This window comes from Shewanella sp. WE21, assembly GCF_002966515.1.
Lineage (GTDB): Bacteria > Pseudomonadota > Gammaproteobacteria > Enterobacterales > Shewanellaceae > Shewanella > Shewanella oncorhynchi.
Map to the genome: position 1 here is coordinate 624,649 of NZ_CP023019.1, position 23,137 is coordinate 647,785.

Annotated in this window: 19 protein-coding genes; 12 read left to right on the forward strand and 7 right to left on the reverse strand. The window is 46.1% G+C overall.

All coding sequences use genetic code 11. The features are described from left to right. The first annotated feature begins 191 nt into the window (after window positions 1–191). The gene (gene ispB, locus CKQ84_RS02630; protein WP_049821790.1) at window positions 192–1,163 is read left to right on the forward strand and encodes an octaprenyl diphosphate synthase; all 972 of its coding nucleotides are present in this window, start codon (window positions 192–194) and stop codon (window positions 1,161–1,163) included. Between the two features lie 82 nt (window positions 1,164–1,245). Here ispB and ung read toward each other — a convergent pair whose 3' ends face one another. Next, entirely contained in the window at window positions 1,246–1,911 is a 666-nt protein-coding gene (gene ung, locus CKQ84_RS02635) for a uracil-DNA glycosylase (protein WP_173913138.1), read from the reverse strand. A 187-nt stretch (window positions 1,912–2,098) separates the two neighbouring features. On the opposite strand from ung, the gene CKQ84_RS02640 reads away from it, so the two are divergent. Both CKQ84_RS02640 and CKQ84_RS02645 read left to right on the forward strand, forming a co-directional pair. Continuing rightward, window positions 2,099–2,662 (forward strand): Tfp pilus assembly protein FimT/FimU, encoded by a 564-nt coding sequence (locus CKQ84_RS02640; RefSeq protein WP_028761538.1) that lies wholly within the window; start codon window positions 2,099–2,101, stop codon window positions 2,660–2,662. Window positions 2,663–2,736: 74 nt separating this feature from the next. Beyond that, window positions 2,737–3,057, forward strand: coding sequence for a DUF3144 domain-containing protein (locus CKQ84_RS02645; protein WP_105250001.1), 321 nt, complete (start codon window positions 2,737–2,739; stop codon window positions 3,055–3,057). 92 nt (window positions 3,058–3,149) lie between these two features. Here the strand turns inward: CKQ84_RS02645 and CKQ84_RS02650 are convergent, their stop codons facing one another. Continuing rightward, entirely contained in the window at window positions 3,150–3,764 is a 615-nt protein-coding gene (locus CKQ84_RS02650; protein WP_105250002.1) for a LysE family translocator, read from the reverse strand. 276 nt (window positions 3,765–4,040) lie between these two features. On the opposite strand from CKQ84_RS02650, the gene CKQ84_RS02655 reads away from it, so the two are divergent. After that, the gene (locus CKQ84_RS02655) at window positions 4,041–4,592 is read left to right on the forward strand and encodes a thioredoxin family protein (protein WP_105250003.1); all 552 of its coding nucleotides are present in this window, start codon (window positions 4,041–4,043) and stop codon (window positions 4,590–4,592) included. A 141-nt stretch (window positions 4,593–4,733) separates the two neighbouring features. Here CKQ84_RS02655 and CKQ84_RS02660 read toward each other — a convergent pair whose 3' ends face one another. Then, entirely contained in the window at window positions 4,734–7,310 is a 2,577-nt protein-coding gene (locus tag CKQ84_RS02660; protein WP_105250004.1) for a TonB-dependent siderophore receptor, read from the reverse strand. Window positions 7,311–7,678: 368 nt separating this feature from the next. Between CKQ84_RS02660 and CKQ84_RS02665 the strand changes: the two genes are divergently transcribed. From CKQ84_RS02665 to CKQ84_RS02675, 3 genes are all read left to right on the forward strand, one after another. Further along, entirely contained in the window at window positions 7,679–9,139 is a 1,461-nt protein-coding gene (locus CKQ84_RS02665) for a sigma-54-dependent Fis family transcriptional regulator (RefSeq protein ID WP_105250005.1), read from the forward strand. A 172-nt stretch (window positions 9,140–9,311) separates the two neighbouring features. Next, window positions 9,312–10,784: a cytochrome c oxidase accessory protein CcoG gene (gene ccoG / locus CKQ84_RS02670; protein WP_173913139.1), complete on the forward strand. Its 1,473-nt coding sequence runs from the start codon at window positions 9,312–9,314 to the stop codon at window positions 10,782–10,784. 518 nt (window positions 10,785–11,302) lie between these two features. Then, a complete protein-coding gene (locus CKQ84_RS02675) occupies window positions 11,303–12,904 on the forward strand; it encodes an AMP-binding protein (protein WP_105250006.1) in 1,602 nt (533 codons plus the stop codon). Window positions 12,905–13,041: 137 nt separating this feature from the next. On the opposite strand, the gene CKQ84_RS02680 is transcribed toward CKQ84_RS02675, so the two are convergent. The 4 genes from CKQ84_RS02680 to CKQ84_RS02695 form a co-directional block, all read right to left on the reverse strand. Next, window positions 13,042–14,946, reverse strand: coding sequence for an ABC transporter transmembrane domain-containing protein (locus CKQ84_RS02680; protein WP_105250007.1), 1,905 nt, complete (start codon window positions 14,944–14,946; stop codon window positions 13,042–13,044). 218 nt (window positions 14,947–15,164) lie between these two features. Further along, the gene (gene hutZ / locus CKQ84_RS02685) at window positions 15,165–15,722 is read right to left on the reverse strand and encodes a heme utilization protein HutZ (RefSeq protein WP_028761546.1); all 558 of its coding nucleotides are present in this window, start codon (window positions 15,720–15,722) and stop codon (window positions 15,165–15,167) included. 36 nt (window positions 15,723–15,758) lie between these two features. Continuing rightward, complete coding sequence (gene hutX / locus CKQ84_RS02690; protein WP_173913140.1) at window positions 15,759–16,340, reverse strand: heme utilization cystosolic carrier protein HutX; 582 nt, start codon at window positions 16,338–16,340, stop codon at window positions 15,759–15,761. Between the two features lie 35 nt (window positions 16,341–16,375). Beyond that, window positions 16,376–18,466: a TonB-dependent hemoglobin/transferrin/lactoferrin family receptor gene (locus CKQ84_RS02695; RefSeq protein WP_105250008.1), complete on the reverse strand. Its 2,091-nt coding sequence runs from the start codon at window positions 18,464–18,466 to the stop codon at window positions 16,376–16,378. Between the two features lie 312 nt (window positions 18,467–18,778). Here CKQ84_RS02695 and CKQ84_RS02700 point away from each other — a divergent pair, with 312 nt between their 5' ends. From CKQ84_RS02700 to CKQ84_RS02720, 5 genes are all read left to right on the forward strand, one after another. Next, the gene (locus tag CKQ84_RS02700; RefSeq protein WP_105250009.1) at window positions 18,779–19,651 is read left to right on the forward strand and encodes an energy transducer TonB; all 873 of its coding nucleotides are present in this window, start codon (window positions 18,779–18,781) and stop codon (window positions 19,649–19,651) included. 137 nt (window positions 19,652–19,788) lie between these two features. Then, window positions 19,789–20,544, forward strand: coding sequence for a MotA/TolQ/ExbB proton channel family protein (locus tag CKQ84_RS02705; RefSeq protein WP_105250010.1), 756 nt, complete (start codon window positions 19,789–19,791; stop codon window positions 20,542–20,544). After that, window positions 20,541–20,978, forward strand: coding sequence for a biopolymer transporter ExbD (locus CKQ84_RS02710; RefSeq protein ID WP_028761550.1), 438 nt, complete (start codon window positions 20,541–20,543; stop codon window positions 20,976–20,978). Before CKQ84_RS02705 ends, CKQ84_RS02710 begins: the two co-directional genes overlap by 4 nt. 97 nt (window positions 20,979–21,075) lie before the next feature. Further along, entirely contained in the window at window positions 21,076–22,047 is a 972-nt protein-coding gene (locus tag CKQ84_RS02715; RefSeq protein ID WP_105250011.1) for a hemin ABC transporter substrate-binding protein, read from the forward strand. Between the two features lie 65 nt (window positions 22,048–22,112). Beyond that, complete coding sequence (locus tag CKQ84_RS02720; RefSeq protein ID WP_028761552.1) at window positions 22,113–23,129, forward strand: iron ABC transporter permease; 1,017 nt, start codon at window positions 22,113–22,115, stop codon at window positions 23,127–23,129. Window positions 23,130–23,137: the final 8 nt, after the last annotated feature.

The following is a 23,137-nucleotide window of genomic DNA, read 5'->3' on the forward strand; positions in this document are numbered from 1 at the left end:
GCGGAGTTTACGCGAAGAATCTAACTCTGGCAAGCCCTAATTAGGAAAGAATAAAAAAAGACCGGATTAACTCTCACATTAGTTGAGCTAGTGCTGTCATATGTCAGAATTTTAGGTAAAATTCATTTCATTATAACACGTGAGCCTAAACAGGGGCCGGGTACGTAATGACCCCACAACCAGAGTCTATTATGGATTTAAACGCTATTCGTCAACTGGCTGACACTGATATGCAAGCAGTCAATCAGCTGATATATAAACAGCTTGAATCAGATGTCGCCCTAATTAATCAATTAGGTTTTTACATTATTAATGGTGGTGGTAAACGTCTTCGTCCTCTGCTGTCGGTTCTAGCCGCACGTGCGGTGAGCTACGAAGGCGAAGCACATCTTAAGCTAGCGGCGATTATTGAGTTTATCCATACAGCCTCATTGCTCCATGATGATGTAGTTGATGAATCGACGTTACGCCGCGGACGAGAAACCGCCAATGCACTGTTTGGCAATAGTGCCAGTGTGCTAGTCGGGGATTTCCTTTATACCCGCTCATTCCAGATGATGACTGAACTTGACAACATGAAAGTGCTCAGAGTGTTAGCTGATACGACTAACGTGTTGGCCGAGGGTGAAGTCTTACAGCTGATGAATTGCAATGACCCAGACACCACTGAAGAAAGCTATATGCGGGTCATTTATTGCAAAACTGCCAAGTTATTTGAAGCCGCTACGCTACTCGCGGGCGTGCTAGCAGGTGCAACGCCTGAGCAAGAAACCGCCTTAGGCAACTATGGTAAGTATCTCGGCACCGCCTTTCAGCTTACCGACGACTTACTCGACTATACCGCCGACAGTGACGAGCTAGGAAAGAATATTGGCGATGACCTTGCCGAAGGTAAACCGACGCTGCCACTCATCTATGCCATTGCCCATGGCACAGACGAAGAGAAACAGCTCATACGTCAAGCAATTGAGCAAGGTGATGGTACTCAGGCAATAGATAAAATCGTAGCAGCACTGCACCATTGCGGCGCGTTAAACTACACCCAACAAAAAGCAATTGAAGAATCAGAGAAAGCCATCGCGGCATTATCTGCTTTACCCGATAGCGACTATAAGCAAGCCTTAGTAACGCTAGCTAAGATTTCGGTCGACAGAAACCACTGATTGCTAACAAATGTAGTTTCGCCCCAAAAATAAGGTCTTACTCAGTAAGACCTTTTTTATTGCTTTAACCGCAACCCTAAAATCAAACCTGCCAAAGGATCGGCGTTTCGCCTCGCTCAAGCAATAATTGATTCACTTGAGAGAAATGCCCACAACCAAAAAAACCGCGATAAGCCGATAAAGGTGAAGGATGTGGTCCTGTGAGCACTTGATGTTGCGGTGCGTTAATGACTTGACCCTTTTTAATGGCATGACTGCCCCAAAGCACGAAAATAATCGGCTGAGTCTGCCGATTTAATAATTCCAGCACCGCAGTCGTAAAGACTTCCCACCCGGCTTTGGCATGGGAATGCGCCTTGCCTTGCTCAACGGTCAGCACAGTATTGAGCATCAATATCCCCTGCTCCGCCCATGCGGATAAATCACCATGGGATGGCACAACAAAACCTTCAATATCCGTCGCTAATTCTTTGTACATATTGGCTAAAGATGGCGGTGGTTTTATCCCGCGTTTAACCGAAAAACATAAACCATGGGCTTGATCTGGGCCGTGATAGGGATCTTGGCCAATCAAAACCACTTTGACTTGTTCAAGGGGCGTCATACTAAAAGCATTGAAAACATCAACTTCGGGGGGATAAACCACTTTCCCAGCCCTGCGTTCATTATCAACAAATGCGCTTAGTTGCTGAAAATAAAGCAAAGCTCTTTGCTCATCGATAAATGTTTGCCATGTCACCTGAGTCACTATTTTACTTCCTCAATTCTATAATCGGGTTAGCTTAAAAGTCCTATAGTGGTATGGCAAGTTTGCAGACCTTACTTGCCGCTAAGTAATACCACTAAACCTGCTAGGTCTCACGTTAAGACTTTCAATTTAAAACATTCGAAATTAAGTGATATAGTGCGCCCATTCTCGCACACTCTGATACGTAATGATGATCCAACATTCTGATAAATCAATTCAAAGACATCAAACGGGTTTCACCTTAATTGAACTTGTGGTGGTCATCATAGTGCTCGGTATTTTAGCCGTAGTGGCCCTGCCAAAATTTATCAATGTGCAACAAGATGCGCAAATTGCAACCGTTAAAGCGGCAGGCGGAGGCTTTAAATCAGCCATCAATCTGGCACGTTCCGTATGGGCTGTAAAAGTGGGCTCAGGTCCAAAAGAGGATTTACCCGTATTTGGTACGGCACAATCCGAACAAATAGATTTCAACGCCTTCGGTTGGCCAGCACAACACTATATCCATGGCAATGAGGCCTCTCCGGCACTCGATAATGTTGAAGACTGTATATCGGTATGGGAAGTATTATTCCAAAATGCCCAGCCGAGTGTCTCGCGCTTGAATATTGATGCGACTGAAACCGACTATAAAGCCAGTTATACCGATCCTGGCCAGTGCACTTATTTGTATCGAACAAACGATAAACTGTCGATTAATTATGACTCCCACACAGGAGTCGTCATTACCGACACAGATCCCAATAGTTAATGCCTGACGATTCCTTCTTACACCAATTAAGTTAGAATCGAACTTTAATCTGTTACTTTTTTAGAGTGAACGCCATGACCGACACGAGCAGCACCACCATTTACGAACTTGCCGATCAGTTTATTGCCTTAGCCAATCAGCTAAGCCAACAAGAAGCAGATGTAGGTAAAGTTGGCACAGCACTCCGTTTTGCCGCAGCACGTTTTAATGCCTTCGAAGCCGCGATTAAATCAGCGGATCTCGGTGCTGAAAAAGAGAGCGCATTAGAATGGTTTAGCAGTGAATTCAAAGAAATGCTGAGTGACAACTTAGACGACCACATTGCCAATCCACCCATTATCCAAGAAAGTGTGGCAGAAGAAGCTGATAATTCTGTGCAAATGTTTAAAGGCTAATCACGCCTTGATTTAAATGCATAGCCATAAACAAACACGCCATCGATTGATGGCATGTTTGTTATTTAAAACCAATGATTTTAGATAGATCACTAAAGCGTGTACACCACACGAATCGCCAGCAATATTAATACTACGCCGGACAACTTATCAATTAACCCCGCTTTCTCTCTCAATTTAGGCAACACACTCGAGTGGGATAGCAATAAGGCTATCAAGGTGTACCAAAGACCATCGACCACTAACGGTGTAAAAACAATTAATGCTTTAGCCGTCATGCTGTCGGCGACCATCACAAATTGGCTGAATAACGCAAGAAAAAATAGCATTATCTTAGGGTTGAATAAAGAAATAGCAATACCATCACGGGCTGCAGTTAAGGTATCTGTCGCCTCCCCTGCAGCCAATTTAGCTTGCATACCGCCATTGGAACGCAGCGCTTGAACTCCCATCCAAGCAAGGTATAAGGCACCGAGAATCGCAATGCCATTAAAGACTAAGGGCGCCTTTTTAAGGACTACGGCTAAGCCCAGTAACGTCACCAGCGCATAGATCCCAATCCCTATCGAGTGTGCCCAAGCACAAACGATACCCTTTCCCCGCCCACCACCTAAAGTATGACGTACTACCATAGTCAAACTTGGGCCCGGCGACATAGCCCCCAAACAACAAATAGCCAATAAACCTAACCAAGTACTCCAACTCATTGAGACACCTTTCGCCGAATAAAAAAGCCCACTGCAGGGCCTTAAACTTGCTTGCTATTCTAACATCGCGTCATCAAGGCGTTAACGCTAATAAATCCATTTTCAATAAATGAACAGTCATTTAAGAGAACCCAAAACGCGATAATCCCATAAATTCACACTGATTTAAGCCGTTAACCGCTAAGATTAGCGTTAACCTAAGTCTTTATAGCCAAGCCTTAATACCTAAGCCTTCATCGCTATTATCACAAAGGCGATTCTCAATCAGGAAATTTTATGAACACTATAACGCTGACCAGTATTTTTATTCTTTGCCTATTAATAGGTGCGATCTTATTACTGCTTTGGCAAAGACAAAAAGGTAAAACCATACCACTGACGGTGATTTTTGTGCTGGGATTTTTCGCCTTAGGACTCAGTGCTATTATTGGATTTGTGCACAAAAGCGAGGATTACCAAGCCTATCAAAAACTACAATGGCACACCTTAGCCCCAGAGAAAATCGCGCCTCTGGTTGCCCAAGGCTATACCGTCTTTGTCGATATCACCTCTGATTGGTGCACCATCTGCCAAACGAATAAAGCGGAAGTCACCCACAGGGAGCAAATTGTAAATGCCTTGATGGCCGACAATATCATTCTGATGCAAGGTAACTGGAGTGAGGCGAATAAAACGATTGAAACCTATATGCGCCACGAAGGAGTCCCCGGCACGCCCTACAATAAAATTTATGGTCCAAGCGCCCCCAATGGGATTCTATTGCCGTCAAAACTCAGTATGAGTGATGTGTTAAATGGTTTAGCTGCCGCGCAAACGAATCGTAACTAAGCACTAAACCATATTTAGGACGAGTCAAATACGAATAAAAAAGGCTGCATTGCAGCCTTTTTGCTTACTTCACTTCTATTTATAAAAGCCAAATTTCTTGAAAGGTGGGTTAGAAATCGCTTCTATAAATTGGCTTACTCATTAAAAACGGTAATTCACTCGACCATAGTAGAAACCGCCGTTGTAATCGAATGGCCCACTTTCATAATAAACGCCACCGAGTTCACCCAAGGTCCCTTCTTTCAGCTTTTGCGCTTCTTGATCAAATAGATTATTAGCCCCCACCGCCAGGGTTAAGCCATCAAGTAATTGATAGCTCATTTCAAGATCGACGGTCACTGCAGCATCAGCCATTTCAGAGCCCCAGTCAGAGGTATCATCAGCGTGAGTCGCATAGTACTCACCAAAATAGTTACCACGTAGTGACAGGGTTACCTTGTCCCATGACTGTGCCCAAGTTAAGGTGGCACGGTGCGCTGGGATACCATCTTCTAATCGACGAACTTTACCCGCATCGGTCGTTTTAAGATCAAACTTATCAACGCTGGTATCGGTCCAACCATAGGCAAGACTGAACTTAGCATTACCCGATAGGATTTCCGCATCATAGGAAGCGACGATATCGATACCTTGAGTGGTAGTATCAAAGTCGTTGGTGTAATAACTCACGCCTTGGATCAACTCAGGGAACTCAACCCCAGCGGCACGTAGCGCATCATAATCTGTAGCCTCAACATCAATCTTACTCGACTGTGCAATACGGCCCTCTACGCCAATGTTGTAGTAATCGACCGTTAAGAAGAAGCTTTCGTACTCATATACAGCCCCAATCGCATAACTAATCGACTCTTCTGGCTTTAACACTTCACCACCGTAAAATGCCGCAAGCGGATCGGTTGGGGGGGCAATAAAGGTCTGGATCAATTCACCATCGATGATCGATGTCTGGGTATTCACCACGTTTTCTTGGCCAACCGTTGGAGCACGAAAGCCGGTGCTGTGTGAGGCGCGGAACGACAATTCATCCGTTGCAGAATACTGCAACGTCAATTTGTAATTTAACGTATCACCAAAGGTTGAAAAGTCTTCGTAGCGCAGTGCTAAACCGAGTAACCAGTCATCACTTAAATAAGCTTCTAAATCAGTATAAATACCTATGTTATGACGTGAGTTTTTACCCGCAGACTCTGGGCCAAAGCCTTTAAAACCATGCGCACCAATGTTGAAACCTTGACTAGCATAAGGGCCAGCAATCCACGAGGCTTCATCACCTTGAGAAATCTCAAACGACTCATTTCGCCATTCAAAACCAGAAGCAAAACTAATGTCTTCAATGCCTCCTAAGGTTATGAAGCGCGAGAAATCGAGGTTAACGGTAGTTTCAACTTGCTCATAAGCTCCCGTATCGAAATCCGTCGGGGTATCTAATCCCAATGATGGATTCAACGAATTTTTAAGACCAAAACTGGCTTTGTTCGCCCCCGTACCAGCACTGAAATCATAATTCCATTCACCGATATCGCCTTTTACGCCTGCGAAGAAGGACATATCTTCAATGGTGCCGGTGAACTGCGGTGTATAACCCCCTGGGAAAATTTGGTTCATGGCAAAGCAATTGGGATCGGCAACCATCGCCTTGTATGCATCAGTGTCGAGTACGTTGCCGTCACTTCCATCAGCATTTTTAGGGATCGGTACGAGTCCACATGTTGATGGATCACCATTTACAGCGCCCACAAGTAAATTCTGGCCACCATCATTGGAATACACATTGCTACGATTTTGCGGGTAACGATAATAGAAGCCTCCCACGGCATCGCGGGAAGAAAGATTACCAAAGGCATAGGCGTGCATGTTGGCATTAATGTCTAAGCCTGAGTTGATGAACACTGAATAGTCATCATTAATTTCAGGATTACCCCACACTTGAGCGGGGTCATTAATCGCGGTATTACCCTGCTCGGCTAAGTTAGCCGCATCAGGACGCTGCACACTACGGCTAGTGGAGTCAGCATTTTTATACTGGAAGCTCAAATTGACGAAGCCATTTTCAGTCACAGGTAAACCGACATCACCTTCGACCGTAGTCGTAGCACCATCACCCTCGTAATATTCTCCTTGGGTCACAGTGATAGAACCACCCTCGGAATTATCTTTTAAAACAAAGTTCATGACTCCTGCAATCGCATCAGAGCCATATTGCGCAGCAGCACCGTCGCGCAACACTTCAACTTGCTTTAATGCAGAACCAGGAATAACCGAAATATCAGGACCTTGAGCGCCATCGTTAATACCACCTCCTTGGAACGCAATCACAGATGCACGGTGACGACGCTTACCGTTGACTAGCACTAGCGTACTGTCTGATGGCAAACCCCGTAAATTAACGGGACGAACTAAGGTTGCTGCATCACTAATGGGTTGAGCGCGTGAGTTAAACGATGGCACCGAAGTCACTAACATATCAATCATGTCAGTTGAGCCATTTTTTTTAAGGTCGTCACTACTAATAATATCAATAGGAACGGGGGAATCGCCGATTGAGCGTGGCGCAGCACGGGACCCTACAACTGCAATTTTTTCAACGTTCTCATTTTTAACAGCCGTCTCATCTTCTTCTGCTATTGCCTGCGGACTGATTAAACTACCAGACAAGGCTAGAGTAATCGCCAAACTCACTGCACTTAATCCAAACTTCTGCTTCTTTGAGGTCATCATATTCATCCCAACTGCTTATTATTTTTAGAATACCTGACCTGCTTTGTGCGATTCTCGTCCCTAAACCTTGCTACCACGGCCAACACAAAATCACATTGCACAAACATTTTTATAACACAAATGAAACAATATCCAATGTTAAATCAGACTTTTGAATGAATATTAGTCATTTATCTTTTATATCAATTTCTTAGATGAAAATATTTTTTAGAGTATGGCATCAAGTAAAATGTATTCGAACGGCAAAAGTGTGAGCAGAAAAATCACCAAAGAAAAAATGCTTAAAGGGCATAATCAAAAACACGATATATCGCGTCACAGTACTTAAGGTATACTCAGAAAATACCGCCAAAACCAGAGTAAGACAGATGACCAATAAGATTTCAGTCAATAATGAAAAATCGATAGATAAGCATTTCTTACCGGAAAACCAGTTACTGCTCAACGCTGTCGGCGAAGGTATTTATGGATTTGATTTAAGCGGTAATGCGGTGTTTATCAATCCGGCAGCCGAACGCATGACGGGTTGGAAGAATGAAGAGCTACTCGGTAAAAACATCCATAACTGCCATCATCACAGCCATGCAGATGGCAGTCATTATCCCCAAGAGGATTGTCCGATTTACAACACCTTAAAGGATGGGATCACCCGAGAAATCACCCACGATGTATTTTGGCGTAAAGATGGCAGTAGCTTCCCCGTTCATTACAGTTCCACCCCTGTTTACCGTGACAATCAACTGATTGGTGTAGTCGCGATATTTCGCGACATTAGTATTCAAAAACAAACAGAGCAGTCATTACGCCAAGCCCTAGCCCAAGTACAAGCGCTCTCGGAGCGACTCGCCTCTGAAAATCATTATCTACAGGCAGAGTTGGCAGACAAAACGGGTGATGTGGATATTTCGGGTGCCAGTACAGTGATCCGCCATATGATCCAGCAATTGCACATGGTGGCCAATACCGACAGTACTGTGCTCATTTGTGGTGAAAATGGCACAGGAAAAGAACTCGTTGCCCGTAACTTACATCAGCTCAGTCGCCGCAAAGATAAACCCATGATCAGTGTCAACTGTGCCGCGTTTTCGGCATCTTTACTAGAAAGTGAACTCTTTGGTCACGAGAAGGGGGCATTTACTGGCGCCACGAGCCGCCGTAAAGGTCGCTTCGAACTTGCTCATCAAGGCACACTGTTCCTCGACGAAGTCGCTGAACTCAGTTTAGAAGCCCAATCAAAACTACTGCGAGTCATCCAAGAACAATCCTTTGAACGTCTCGGTGGCAGCGAAACCATTCAAGTGGATATTCGCTTAGTCGCCGCCAGTCACCACGATTTACTCAAGCGAGTCGAACAGGGATTATTTAGGATGGATCTCTATTACCGTTTGAATGTATTCCCTATTCAAGTACCACCACTGCGCGCAAGAATCGAAGATATTCCCGAACTCGTCAGCCATATTCTGCACAACTTGAATCGTAAGCTAGGTAAAAAAATTCGTGGAGTGAGCCAAAAAGGGCTACAAAAACTCATGGCTTATACTTGGCCGGGCAATGTGCGCGAACTGCAAAATATCCTCGAACGCGAAGCCATTCTATCCCAAGGAGATATTCTGCAGATCCACGCTATGCCGAGCAATAATCCCTTAGCTCAAACCCAAGGGCAAACCTTAGCGGAAGCGGAAGCGCTGCATATAGAACAAACCCTTAAGCGCTTAAACTGGCGCATATCCGGCCCACTCGGCGCAGCGAATGTCCTCGGTGTGCCCGCAAGTACACTGAGATCGCGAATGAAAAAATTGGGGATCCAGCGTCAATCGAGTGAAATCTAATTCAAAACGAGCACACTAAAAACGCGATATATCGCCAATGTGTGATATATCGTGATCCGCATCTAGTTCCAATCACAAAATAATTATAAATATCATGATGTTGAGCCAATTAAAACTTGGCCTAGCGCTTGCTATAGGGAGGCGAATCTTATTTAAGCCGTTAGGACCCTTTATGCCCAAGAGCGAAGTTACCCCAAATTCTCCAAGTGTAAATAAGAGTGTGGGCGCGAAACCTGCCTCAGTAGAGCTACACATTCCGGTTAAAAACCTCTCTACTGAAACCGCAGCAAAGAGTCGTCTCCCCTCTGGCAATATCCATTTCCGTGAGCAAAAAGGTGATTTTCAGCGCCTGCGAACCATGATGAATAGCCTATTGATCGTGATGTTTTTCGCCCTGCCGTTTATCTCTATTGATGGCCGCCAAGCAATACTGTTAGATATCAGCCAACAACAGTTTTTTTTCTTTGGTATCACGCTCTGGCCACAGGACTTTACCTTGCTGGCATGGATTTTTATCGCCGCCGCCTTCGGTCTGTTTTTCATTACTGTATTTTGGGGCCGTGTTTGGTGCGGTTACCTTTGCCCACAAACGGCGTGGACCTTTATCTATGTGTGGATAGAAACGCGCATCGAAGGCAGCAGTAATAAACGTAAGCAGCTCGATAAAGCCCCTTGGACTAGCAGTAAAATCGGTAAAAGAAGTGCAAAACACTTACTTTGGGGTCTAACAGCTCTGCTCACTGGCTGTGGTTTTATCGGTTATTTTATTCCCGCCCGCGAACTTTATGTGGACATCTTGACGGGTAATGCCAGCTTCTGGGTGACAAGCTGGGTGTGGTTTTTCGCCATTTGTACTTATCTCAATGCGGGCTGGATGCGCGAGCAAATGTGCTTACATTGCTGCCCCTATTCACGTTTCCAAGCTGTGATGTTCGATGCCAACACTAAAACCGTGACCTATGATGCACAGCGCGGTGAAGCCCGTGGCCCTCGCAAACGTAAACAAGAGAACAATCAAGATAACCATACTTTAGGTGACTGTGTTGACTGTAATTTGTGTGTCGAAGTTTGCCCGACAGGGATAGATATTCGTAACGGCTTGCAATATGAGTGCATCAACTGCGGCGCCTGTGTCGATGCCTGTAATGAGACTATGTTGAAGTTCGATTACAAGCAGAATCTTATCGGCTATATGAGTGAAAATGATCTTAAGGGAGTGAATTACTCCTATTGGCGCTCGCCGCGTTTCTTAGGCTACGGTGCAGCGGTCATTATCATGTTTATCGTCATAGGGTTAGACTTAAATAGCCGCAGCGAGATCCAGCTTAACGTGATCCGTGATCGTCAAAGCTTGTACCGTGAAACCTCGGATAATAAAGTTGAAAATACCTATCAGTTGAAGATCCGCAACAAGACACAAGATACTAAGCAGTATCAACTCGCCGTCAACAGTGAAATGCCCTTTAGCTTGATTGCCGATCCTATTATTACCTTGGCAGCGGGTGAACAAGTGGACTATCCCGTCACAGTATTAGCCGATAAGGATGCCATCCCCTCGGGGCGCAAAATTATCCAATTCTCGGTGACGGATGTTAAACAGCCAACACAACAAGTGAGCCAAGAAACCGGATTCTTCAGTCCTTAGCACTGGGCTTTTAGCACTTAATATGAGTTACCGTAACATTGGTCATCATCAAATTAACTAGCCAATCGGCGCTTGAGGAATCAACTCAAGCGCCGGTTAAAGGCAGATATTCATCCCCAAAGACAACCAGATCTTTAACGTCTCATACATCGGAATTAAACCTTAAACGCCTACAAAGCTGAAAATTTCCCCGTTAAACGGCGCATAGACAAAGCAAATTGAGCACATTTAATCTTAATCCTTAGAAACATAACGGTTACAAATTTTAAATTGTCTTTCCTTCAACTCTTATTTAGGTTTTGTGGTTCATTAGATAACTAAGCTTCTAAGATAACTAAGCTATAGTTAAGCACTCAGCTTTAGAGTAAAAATACTATTTGTTACATAAAGATACCGTTATTGGCATAAAGATGTTTTTCGCGATAAGCATTGACCTCTAGTGCTAACACCCTCTAATCTAAACACCTGTTTAACTCCAAAATAATAACAACTAAACATCATCTTTGAGGTAGTTCAGCATGGCATACGATCAAGACTCTCAACTCAAACTAAACTACTCATCACTGGTCGATCTGATCGAGAAAACCAGCCTGCGTTACGGTGATAAACCCGCCTATGCCTGTCTCGGTAAAACCAGCAGTTTTAACGAGATAGAACGCGATTCTCGTTACTTTGCCGCCTATTTACAAAATAAGACCACACTCAAACCGGGCGATCGCATCGCCATTCAATTACCTAATATCACCCAATTTGTCATCGCGGCCTACGGCGCAATCAGGGCTGGGCTTATCTTAGTTAACACTAATCCCCTGTATACCGAGCGTGAGCTCATCCATCAGTTCAATGATTCTGGTGCCAAAGCGATCGTGGTGTTATCCGATCTATTACCGACCTTAGCCAAAGTCATCGACAGCACCAAAATAGAATACGTCATTTCAACCCACCCTTTAGATTTGATCGATCCGCACGTACAGCCTAAGACAGGCCTGAAGAATGTGGAGTTTTGCCAAATTTTAAAACAAGGCGCAGAGCTCCCCTTTAGCCGATTTATCTCAAATCTCGACGACCTCTCGGCGTTGCAATATACGGGCGGCACCACTGGATTATCTAAAGGTGCCATGTTGACCCACGGCAATATGCTCGCTAATGCGGCGCAGGTAAAATCCCGCATCGCGAGCGTGATCACCGAAGGGGAAGATATCTTCGTTGCACCGCTACCGATTTACCATATTTATGCATTTATGGTGAACTTAGTGCTGTATTTCGAGTGTGGCGGCTGCTCGGTATTAATTCCAAATCCACGGGATATTAGTGGCTTAATTAAGACACTCGCCAAATATCCCTTCACTGGATTTGCAGGACTCAATACTCTGTTTGTCGCCCTATGCCATCAACCCGAGTTTAAAGCACTCGACTTTAGCCATTTAAAAATCACCATATCGGGCGGCACAGCACTGACGGCCGCGGCGGCCAACATTTGGCAACAGACGACAGGCAACATGATCAGTGAAGGTTATGGGCTATCTGAAACTTCGCCAGTGATTTCACTCAATGCACCTGGTTATCAAAAACTAGGCACTATTGGTAAACCTGTGATTGGCACTGAGGTTAAACTCTTAGATGAAAACGACATTGAAGTGCCCTTAGGTAAGGCCGGAGAATTAGCCGCACGCGGCCCACAAGTCATGCGGGGATATTGGAATAACCCGCAGGAAACCGCCAATGCTATGACTCAAGATGGCTTCTTCAAAACTGGGGATATTGCCATAGCAACAGCGGAAGGTTTCCACCAAATAGTTGATCGTAAAAAAGATATGATCATAGTCTCAGGTTTTAATGTCTATCCCAACGAAGTGGAAAACGTCCTAGCAAGCCACCCTAATGTGATCGAATGCGCCGTGGTGGGAGTAAAAGATGAACACTCGGGCGAAGCGGTTAAAGCCTTTATCGTGCTTAAGGATGATAGCCAAGATCATCAACAGGCTAAAGAGGCCATTCTAGCCTATTGCCGCGAACAGTTAACCGCCTATAAATTGCCAAAAGTGATTGAATTTATGGCGCAATTACCTAAAAGTACCGTAGGCAAAATTCTGCGCCGCGAGCTAAAAGATAAAGCTTAGAGACCGCACTTAAAGTGCAGTACTTAAAGTGCCGTACTTAAAGACAAAGCTGAGTAACAGAGCTTAGCAACAAAAGCACAATAAAAACCCAGTGAGCTAGCTTAAGCGTTTTAGCTAGCAACTGGGTTTTATTTTACCTACACGGTCTCATTCAAGGCGCTGGCATTGGCCTCTTCGGTTAACAATTGCAGACTGGCAAATTCACGATATAACGCATTAGATTGCATCAACTCTTGGTGGCGACCGCAGGCGACAATCTCGCCCTTATCAAACACAAAAATCCTATCGGCATTGATTACTGTCGATAGACGGTGAGCAATAATCAAAGTCGTTTTACCCGCCATCAATACATCCAGCGCTTGCTTCACTTTCTGCTCGCTCACCGCATCTAAGGCGCTGGTCGCTTCATCGAGTAACAATATCGGTCTGTTGGCTAAAATCGCCCGCGCAATGGCAATACGTTGTTTTTGTCCACCAGAAAGCCGCACACCACGCTCACCTAAATAGGTTTGATAACCTTCAGTAAACTCGCTAATAAACTCGTGGGCACGGGCTGCAATACAGGCATCTATCACTTCTTGCTCGGTGGCATCGACTCGACCATAACGCACGTTTTCAAGTACGCTAGTCGCAAAAATCACCGAGTCCTGCGGCACTAGAGCAAACTGCGACCGCAACTCCTGTGGCAGAAGATTGGCAATATCAATACCTTCCAGTCGAATACTGCCAGCGCTAGGCACATAAAAGCGTTGCAACAACTGGAACAAGGTACTTTTACCTGCGCCACTTGGCCCGACTAAGGCGACCCGCTCACCCGCAGCAATAACCATATTGAGCTGTTTTAGCACTAAGGCATCATGCTCTGGATAGGCAAAATTGAGTCCTTCAATCATTAACTTGCCACTGACCTTGGCGGGCAAACTCACAGGATGAGTTGCAACGGGAATATCAACTTGTGTTTCAGCCAGTTCGATTAAACGTTCGGCGGCGCCAGAAGCCCGCTGAATTTCGCCTATCACTTCGCTAATCGTCGCCACTGCGCCCGCGACCATCACAGCGTAAAACATAAAGGCAGATAACTCACCGCCCGTCATCTTACCCGCAATCACATCGTGGGCACCGACCCAAGTCACCATAGCAATTGCGGCGATACTTAAAAACATCACGGTTGAGATCAATAAGGCACGGTAACGGATCCGGCCACTGGCCGCAGACATGACATCTTCGACGCGGCGATTGAACAAGCTACGGTCTTTATCTTCATGCCCATAGGCTTGTACCGTATGAATTTCATGAAGTGTTTCATCCACATAAGCGCCGAGATCAGCAACCCTATCTTGGCTTTCCCGTGCTAACACACGTACTTTGCGACCAAAAAAGATCACCGGCCCTAACACTAAGGGCACCGCCAACAACACCAGCAATGTCATCTTAACGCTAGTGATACCCATCATGACTAAACCACCAAGCACAGTTACGCTAGAGCGCAGCGCCATGGACAGACTCGAACCCACCACAGTTTGTAGCAAAGTAGAATCGGCGGTAAAACGGGAGATAACTTCACCAGTGCGTACCTTAGCGTAAAAGGCGGGAGAAAGTTTAAGCAGTTGATTGTAAACCGTTAGACGAATATCGGCGCTGACCCGCTCACCAAGCCAAGTCATCAAGTAGAAGCGGCAAAACACAGCTGTGCCACTGACGGCGGTAATCCCGAGTACTAACAGTATGATTTCATTCAGCCGCTGCGCATTGTCACGCACAAAGCCTTCATCAACCATTAAGCGCACACCTTGGCCTAATGATAGCCAAGCGAGTGACCCTATCATCAAGCAGATAATCGCCGCGACAACTTTCAGTTTGTAGGGTTTAAGAAACCCCATAATCCAAGGCAATACCGATCTTTGCTGCGCCGAGGTCCGTTTAGCCTTCGATGTATCAGCGCTTGTTGTAGACGTGACTGCAATTAACTTTTCGGGCAATGGCTCAGCCCCCGCTTTAATGGGTTCGGAAGATTTGGCTAGTTCGGCTGTCGGCTCGGTCACGGGTGGCATCCTTAAGATAGGTAAGGCAATTCAAATATAACATCAGCATGAATGGGATCATCTGCAGCCGTTAACCGCGCAGCATGACTTAAAGCATATAAGTGAGATGCTACCTCTTGCAGTGGAATTCAAGGGCTGTGTGGTTTTACTCAAAAGAAAAGCATAAAACAAACCCGCAGCGAGTGCGGGTTTGTTTTATTACAATAGCTTGATGCGGCTTAAGCGACTTGCTTGTTTTCCGGCGTTTTTGGCGTGCCGTGGTGGCCATCGCGCTTCCAATCCACATCTAACAACTCTGCGCCGCTCAGGCTAAATGCTTGGCCAAAACCTTTCACATAAAGACCCTGATGGGGCGCGAGCTTGTATAAGTTAAAATCGGTTAACGCCGCAAGGTTATCGGACATTTCGCCAAAACGTGCCGATAACACACCAACACCTTTGCTGAAGGCGGGCGTATCGCGGGGCACTGCCTCGGCAATCGCATCGAAGGTTAAACGCTTGCGGGCAAAAACCGATTTGGCCGCAGTTTCGTCTTCAACTAACATCACAGAAACCTTAGATGAGTGCTTTAAATTATGACCGTGACGGGCTAAGTCACTCACCAAAATATAAAAACCATCATCGGCCAGAGCGAAGGGCGCATAACTCGCATTCGGCTGGCCATCTGTACCAATGGTGGCCAGTTGCAAGGTCTCACGCTGCTGTTTAAAGGCTTCGATTTCGGGTAAGAGTTTGTCTCTTAAACGCTGTTCTTGTTCGGTAATTTCAGGCTTCATTTACTGTTTTCCTTAATATTTTTGTTAATGCTCAATTCAGAGGTGTGATTGCACCGAGGCAAAGGCAGTCGCGAGCACTTTAAATTGGCGAACTTGCTCAGGAAACAGTGCTCTTTGTTTATCACGGCCTAAATACACTTTGAACACCACCTCACCCTCACTACCGAAAAAGTTAATCGAATGGCTCTCGCTGCCTCTAAAAGGTCTGCTGATCAAGGCGATGCCGCGCATAGCATCTAATTTGAGATGACCATGCAAACCGTCCCCCTTGCTGTAGAGGTTGTAATAACCGTGGGCGTATTTTCCCTCGGGGAAATCCCCTTTAAATTCAAATACGCTGCCAGATAACATCACAATAGTGGTTAACTTTCCCCATTCGGGTAAGGCTTGCAGTAAGGTATCGAGCTGAGTTAACGGAACAAACACCACTTGTTCGGGCGGCAATGCAGCGACCACTTCAAGCTCGGCAATGCCTAATTCACTGGCGAGCTGCGCCGGCATTAAATCAGCTTGTTGCTCAAATCGTTGTCGCAATTGCGCCTGTTGCTCACTTAGCTGACGTTGCTCAGAGTTTAAATCTGGCACGACATCGAGCTCGGTATCGAGTGTCATCTTCATTTTACTGTCTCCAGCGGTAGTGACTATTGAGTGGCTTAGAACATATAGCGCGCCGATAACTTCATATTACGACCCGGTTGATACAAGGTTTGCCACGCTTGTTGATACTTCTCATCACCGATATTTTCGATTGCGAAATCCACTCTCACACCCGCCATCGCGCCCATAGTCGGCTCCCACGCAACATACACATCCCATAGGGTGTAATCGTCGTATTTCGCCACTTTAAAGCCATCAGGCGTATTCGACTGAGTCGCCACATAAGTGACGCGAGTGCCGAGTTTCATGTCACCTTCCATAATGCCTTGGGATAAATCGACATTGAACTTATTGGCGGGTATACCTTCTATGTCATCGCCCGTTTGACGATCTTCGCCATGGGTTTGGCCGTAATTCATCGCTAAGCGAGTTTGGCCAATACGGTAACGACCGCTAATTTCAAAACCGGTTAAACGTGCATCTTCAACGTTATTCCATGAGGTCGTTTGCTCGAATCCAGGAATGCCACGCCAAGGATTAGACACTTGCTGCACGATAAAATCGTCCACATCGTTACGGAAAACGTTAAACGTTAGCGCCAGTTCATCATCACCCGCTAACTCACTGAAACGTAAGTCCGCTTTGATTTCTTTATTGCGCGCAGTCTCTGCTTTTAGATCTGAATTCACCGCGAAGGTGTTACATAAACCTTGGGGTAAAAATCCGGGGATTGGCGGGATGCAATAATGGGTGCCGCTGGAGAACATTTCCTCTACCGTAGGTGCGCGGAAGGCTTGATCGTAACGGGCACTTAAGGTCAACCAAGGCTGAGTCTGCCACACCAAGCCAAGCGATGGTGATAACTCATTGTCATCTGAGGATAAGTTGAGATTATGGCTGTCATTTTTAAAGCTGTCATAACGCAGACCCGCATCAAGATTTAACGTCTTAGTCAACTCAATATCTGCCCGCGTAAAAGCGCCCCATACTGTGGTTTCGCCATCGATATTCTCTGGACGCTGGCCCACTTGGCCCGAATCATCACGCGTCGTTTCTATGGTATCGCGAAAACCATCGACCCCGTAGGTCAACAGAGTATTGCCTAAACGCGAACTGTTATTAAGGTTAATCCCCACAGTGCGGAACTCAGTACTGTCTTGCTGACCTTTCGTAATACGGTCTTCATCGTAGTCGGTACTGTTCCAATACACTTGCATCTTAGTATCCAGATACTGGTTATTAGCAGGATTGAGACTGTAGTTTAGGGTGAGGTTTTGATCGTCAGTCTTGCGGCGCACCAAAGGCACTGAACTACTCACAGCAGCAGAAGGATTGCTCGGTACTAATTCATTGTTTTTGCTGGCTCTTGCAGATAACTCTAACCGTGATGCCTCGTCGGCTTGCCAACCGAATTTAGCTAAACCACTGCTGCCTTGGGATGCACTATTGTTTAGAGTTTCGTCATTACCGGTTTTTATATTGTTTGAATCGTAATAGGCACCATTGAGTAACCAATCGATGCTGTCTTGTTGACCATAAATAGCGCCACTGGTTTTAGTGCGGGAGCCATTGGTCTCATAACCTTGTTTGAAATAGCCACCAAAGGTCTCGTCTGGTGCTAAAAAATCTTGTGCCGACTTAGTATTCTGCGCTACGACGCCACCGAGGGCACCACTGCCCCACAAACTACTGGCAGGGCCGCGCAGCACTTCGATGGATTTGAGCAACTCTGGGTCCATAAAGTAGGTACCTCTGTGACCAGAGCTGGTATTTTGTCTTGCTCCGTCAATTGTTTGCAACACACGATCGCCACTTAAACCACGGATTTCAACCCCTTGAGATGAAGCTCTTGGGCCATTAGTCAACGTAATATTCGCCTCATTTTTAAGGGCATTGGCAACTGATGATGCTTGGGCGACCGTAAGTTGCTCTTCATCCACCACTGCCACGCTACGGCTGGTTTCGGAGGCTTTTTCACTGATGCGTGTTGCACTCACCAATACTTCATCAAATTCAGTCGTGACCAGTTTTTTATTCGCATCCTGTTGAACAACGGGCTTAACACTTTCCGCTGCCGCTAACGTAAAACTTAGGGCCGTACCACTCAGTGCTATCGCCATGGCGATCACTAACGGCTTTTTTTTCATCTCTTCATCCTCAAGTGATATTCAGCTGTTTCCGTACAATTTATTACTGAGCCTAGATCGAGATTGAGTCTGTTCCAGATTTGGCTCTTTTGAGATTGAGCCTCTTCCAGATCGAGCCCAAGGCAATCAGTACCCATAAAGTAGGATAAATTGTCGGCTTAGCTGCTTTTTTAAGCGCTCATTCGAGCTATTGCAGGCACTCTACCTGAGATAACAAAATAGATCAAATGCAAATCATTATCATTTGCGATCTTGTTTATATTGAGATATCTTAATTAGGAAAATGGCTTTCATTAGAAAAAAGAGGTTGCTGTGACACCAAAACGATATCTTGCCTTTGGCGCGTTAACAGTTGCCATCCAGACGGGTGTTATCGCCTCCCAACCCGCTATGACTATGCAGCCAAGCGCCCAAACATCGAGCGTAAATCAAGCATCGCTCACTCCCAGCGCGAATACTGTCACCCTTAATTTTTCTACCACGACTAGCACTAAAAGCAACACGAGTGCAGAGCCCATCAAGCAAATAGACGCCAAAGTAGCCACTGTGAACAGTACAGTGCAAAAAAACAGTACAGCGCAAAAAGTATCAACTGTAGGATCTGTCGATAAGGTGGTTATCCCGAAAACTAAAGCTGATCAACGAATTGACAGCCAACTCGCCAAAAAATCTTCAGCAACAAAACCCACTGCTAACAATCATCCGAATACGGACCCTTTAGCGACGAACGCTTTAGAACCAAGTGCTTTAAATCCAAGCGTTTTAGCACATAAGCGACTCGAACAAGTTGAACAACAAACAGAACCCCAAACTGCACAAATGGATTTAGTCACTAACGCAGCCGAAGTTGATGCAAAAGCGACCCCAAATGTAGCCAGTGTAACAACTGACAGTGCCCAAACTAACATAGTGGAATTAGCAAAACCGCTGTTCGCTGCAGCGCCACCGCAACCGACTTATCCAAAGATAGCGCGTAAAAAAGGGCTAGAAGGAACTGCAACCATAGAAGTGATGTTTAACGAACTTGGTGAGCAACTGGCACTGACGTTAGTAAAAAGCTCAGGATTCAGTCTGTTAGATCAAGCCGCGTTAGATGCAGTTGAAAACTGGCAATTTGCGGCGCCAGCGCAAAGGCTAGCGAGTCATTATAAGGTCAGAGTGCCTATTCGCTTCGCGCTCAACTAACAGGCCCAATGTTGCCACTGAAAAGTTAGCCCGTGGAGAGTTAGCTCGTAGGGAATTAGCCACCGCACAACTAGCCTGATTTTTGTTTTACTAACTTACATATAAAACTACTTTTTTCAATAGATTGGAGAGGCTTAATGCCCGTAACTGATTTTTCAACCCTACAGACTCAGCTTGGCGTGCTGACTTGGCCCTTGTTGTTATGTGCTTTTTTAGCTTTGATGATCTGCCTTGAACGTAGCGCCTTGTTTTTGCATCAAACTTTGCTATCAATCTGGCCCAAAAAACAGGCCTGGGTAAAAGCATTGCGTCAATCAAGCTCAGCGGCAACCACTGAAAACGTCAGCGCGCTGCTAGCGCAAACCAGCGCACAGCAAGATTTACTCGCCCGTGGCGCGACCTTGTTACTCAAACAAGTCCACCAGCCAAAAGTGCTAAGGGAAGAATTACTCAGTCTGTGGCTCAATAAGCAACAACGCGACTTGCAAGCCGGACTCAAGGTTTTACAAGTGATTGGCATCATTAGTCCACTACTCGGTTTGCTCGGCACAGTATTGGGACTCATCGAAATGTTTGCCCAACTCGGGCAATCACAAGGCCCCGTCACTCCAGCACAACTCAGTGCTGGACTGGGCCTTGCGATGAACACCACAGCTGCCGGACTCATGATCGCCGTGCCCGCCATTACCGCCGCCCATCTTTTTGGGATCTGGGCTCAAGGCCAATGCCTGCGCGCTGGGCATGTGCTCAATCAACTCAATCTCTGGTTAGCGGGTATCGAAGATATTTCAATTGATGCCAATCATTACCAAGCATTCACCCGAGTCAGTAAAACCAGCGTCGAGCAAAAATTGGCATCCAAGCCCCATTCTCAAATTGAGCCACTGACATGATAAGTGCAGATAAACCATTCTTATCGCAGGCTGGCATTGCTTCGCCTGAGCAACTTCCGAGCCTAGATTTAACCGCGTTAATCGACATTATTTTTATCGTGCTGGTGTTTTTACTGCTGACGGCAAATAGCCAATTATTGAGTTTGCCGGTAGATGTGCCACAAAGCCCAAGCTCGGCCATCACGGCAATCGACAACAAACAAACAATTGCCATCAATATCATGGCAACAGCGCCTTATTGGGCTATTGATGGCAAAGAGTTTGATGACTTAGCCACTTTTACCACTGAATTTACTGCACATTTTCAGACTATGCCGAAGGCGACGGTTGTCATTGCCGCCGACAAAGCCGCGCCAGTGGAACCTTTGATGCAACTGCTTGCACTGTTGCAGACGCAGTCCATCAGTCAGACCCAAATTTTGATGGAGCACTAGCGTATCCGAACCAGCCATTTAAATGAGAAAGCAAAAGTCTGATATCAAAAAACGGCATCTAAGCCTGTCGCGAACAAGTTGTATTAGGAGTTTAACCATGTTGTTTCAAGCAACTAAAATACCAGTAAAAAAAGGTTCCAGAGTTCAGCGTTATCAACATAAGCGCACATATAAGACATTAAAAAATTTGATGTTTTTCACATCAGCACTTACGGCCTTACTATCCTCAAGCGTTTTTAGCGCTGAACTGAGTGCCGAGCCAGAGATAAGACTCGTGAGTGCGGGTACTGGAGTCACAGAGCTCGTGCTCGCCCTCGACGCAGGCAATGAGCTAGTCGCCATCGACTCCACCAGCTATGTGCCTGAAAGTTTGAGCCATGTGGCTAAGCTTGGTTATCACAGAATGCTCTCCGCCGAAGGCATTATTGCCCTCTCCCCAACGCTGGTTGTCGGTTCAGATGTGATGGGACCAGAAACCACACTAAAGGTATTAAAACAGGCGAATATCCAAGTTGTGCAATTACCCGCAACAAATGATGAACCACAACTAATGAACAATGTGGATACCTTAGGTCACTTACTCAATCGCCAAGAACATGCGGTTAAATTAAAACAAGATTTACATCAACAACTGCAAAGCTTAGCAGGTAAAAAACAACAAGTGCGCGATGCTGGCTCTCAGCCCAAAATTCTCTTCATGCTGTTACAAGAAGGCCGCGGTGCACGTGTTGGCGGTAAAGGCACAGCCGCAGATACTATTATCGAGCTGTCTGGGGCACAAAATATCGCCAAGTTTGATGGCTACAAAAGCATGTCTCAAGAAGGGATTCTGTCCTTGCAGCCCGACATTATTTTGCTGTCAAAGCGTAGCGATAAACCCACAGAGCAAACCAATACACAAATTGCTCAAGAACTGTTGAAAGAGATGCCACTACTCGCCCATACCCCAGCAGGTGAAAACGGCCATATTCAAACACTAGCACCGCAAGCCCTTCTCGGTGGTTTAGGCATCAGTGCCATAATCGCCGCGGATACGCTCGCCAGCACATTGCTCAAGCAAAACCATTAACAGACGCAGCGATGAGCACAGTTAGCACTAATTAGCCCCAGATAAAAATAGAAAGGATATTTGAGATGTTCCTCAACCGCTGGCTCTGGCCGAGTCTAGTCACACTGTTAGCCCTAAGCGGCTTACTCTCGGTCAGCACTGGCCCTGTTAGCATCAGCTTTGTCGACGCCCTAAATGCAGTGTTCAATTGGGCTACCCAGCAAAATATCGGCAATATTGCGCCCCACGAGCAACTGGTAATCAATAATGTGCGCTTACCACGGACATTACTGGCGTTAGCAGTAGGCGCTACGCTCGCACAGTGCGGCGCGGTAATGCAGGGGCTTTTTCGCAATCCCTTAGCGGATCCCGGTATTATCGGAGTGTCATCCGGCGCTGCACTTGGCGCAGCCATCTGTATCGTGCTGCTACCCAACGCGAATCCGTTGATGATCCCCATCAGTGCGTTTGCATCGGGATTAGTGACCACCCTTATCGTCTACCGACTCGCCAGCAGCCCAACAGGTACATCGGTCGTATTATTACTTTTGTCGGGTGTTGCCATAGCTGCGCTGGCAGGCGCAGGAATAGGTGTTCTCACGTATCTTGCCAACGACATGGCGCTACGTGACTTAACCCTATGGCAAATGGGATCGATTGCAGGTGCGCAGTGGCTATATGTCAGTCTGTGTCTTGTGACCTTAGCGCTACTGAGTTGGCGATTTCACCAAGATGCGGCGGCACTCAATGCCTTGCTGCTTGGCGAATCCGAAGCACGCCACTTAGGGATAGATGTCGATAGGCTCAAACTTAGGCTTATTTTGCTTTGCGCCTTAGGGGTTGGCGTAAGTGTAGCTGCCACAGGAATTATCGGCTTTATCGGCCTCGTCGTGCCGCATTTAGTGCGCATGATGTTAGGGCCAGATCATCGCCAACTGCTGCCCATCAGCGCACTTTTAGGTGCAGCCCTATTGGCATTGGCCGATATCGGCGCGCGCGCTTTTTTACCGCCTGCCGAGTTACCCGTTGGACTCGTCACCGCGCTCATCGGTGCGCCTTTCTTCATCTTTTTACTACTACAACAACGCAGTAAGCTAATCTAAGCGAGTTT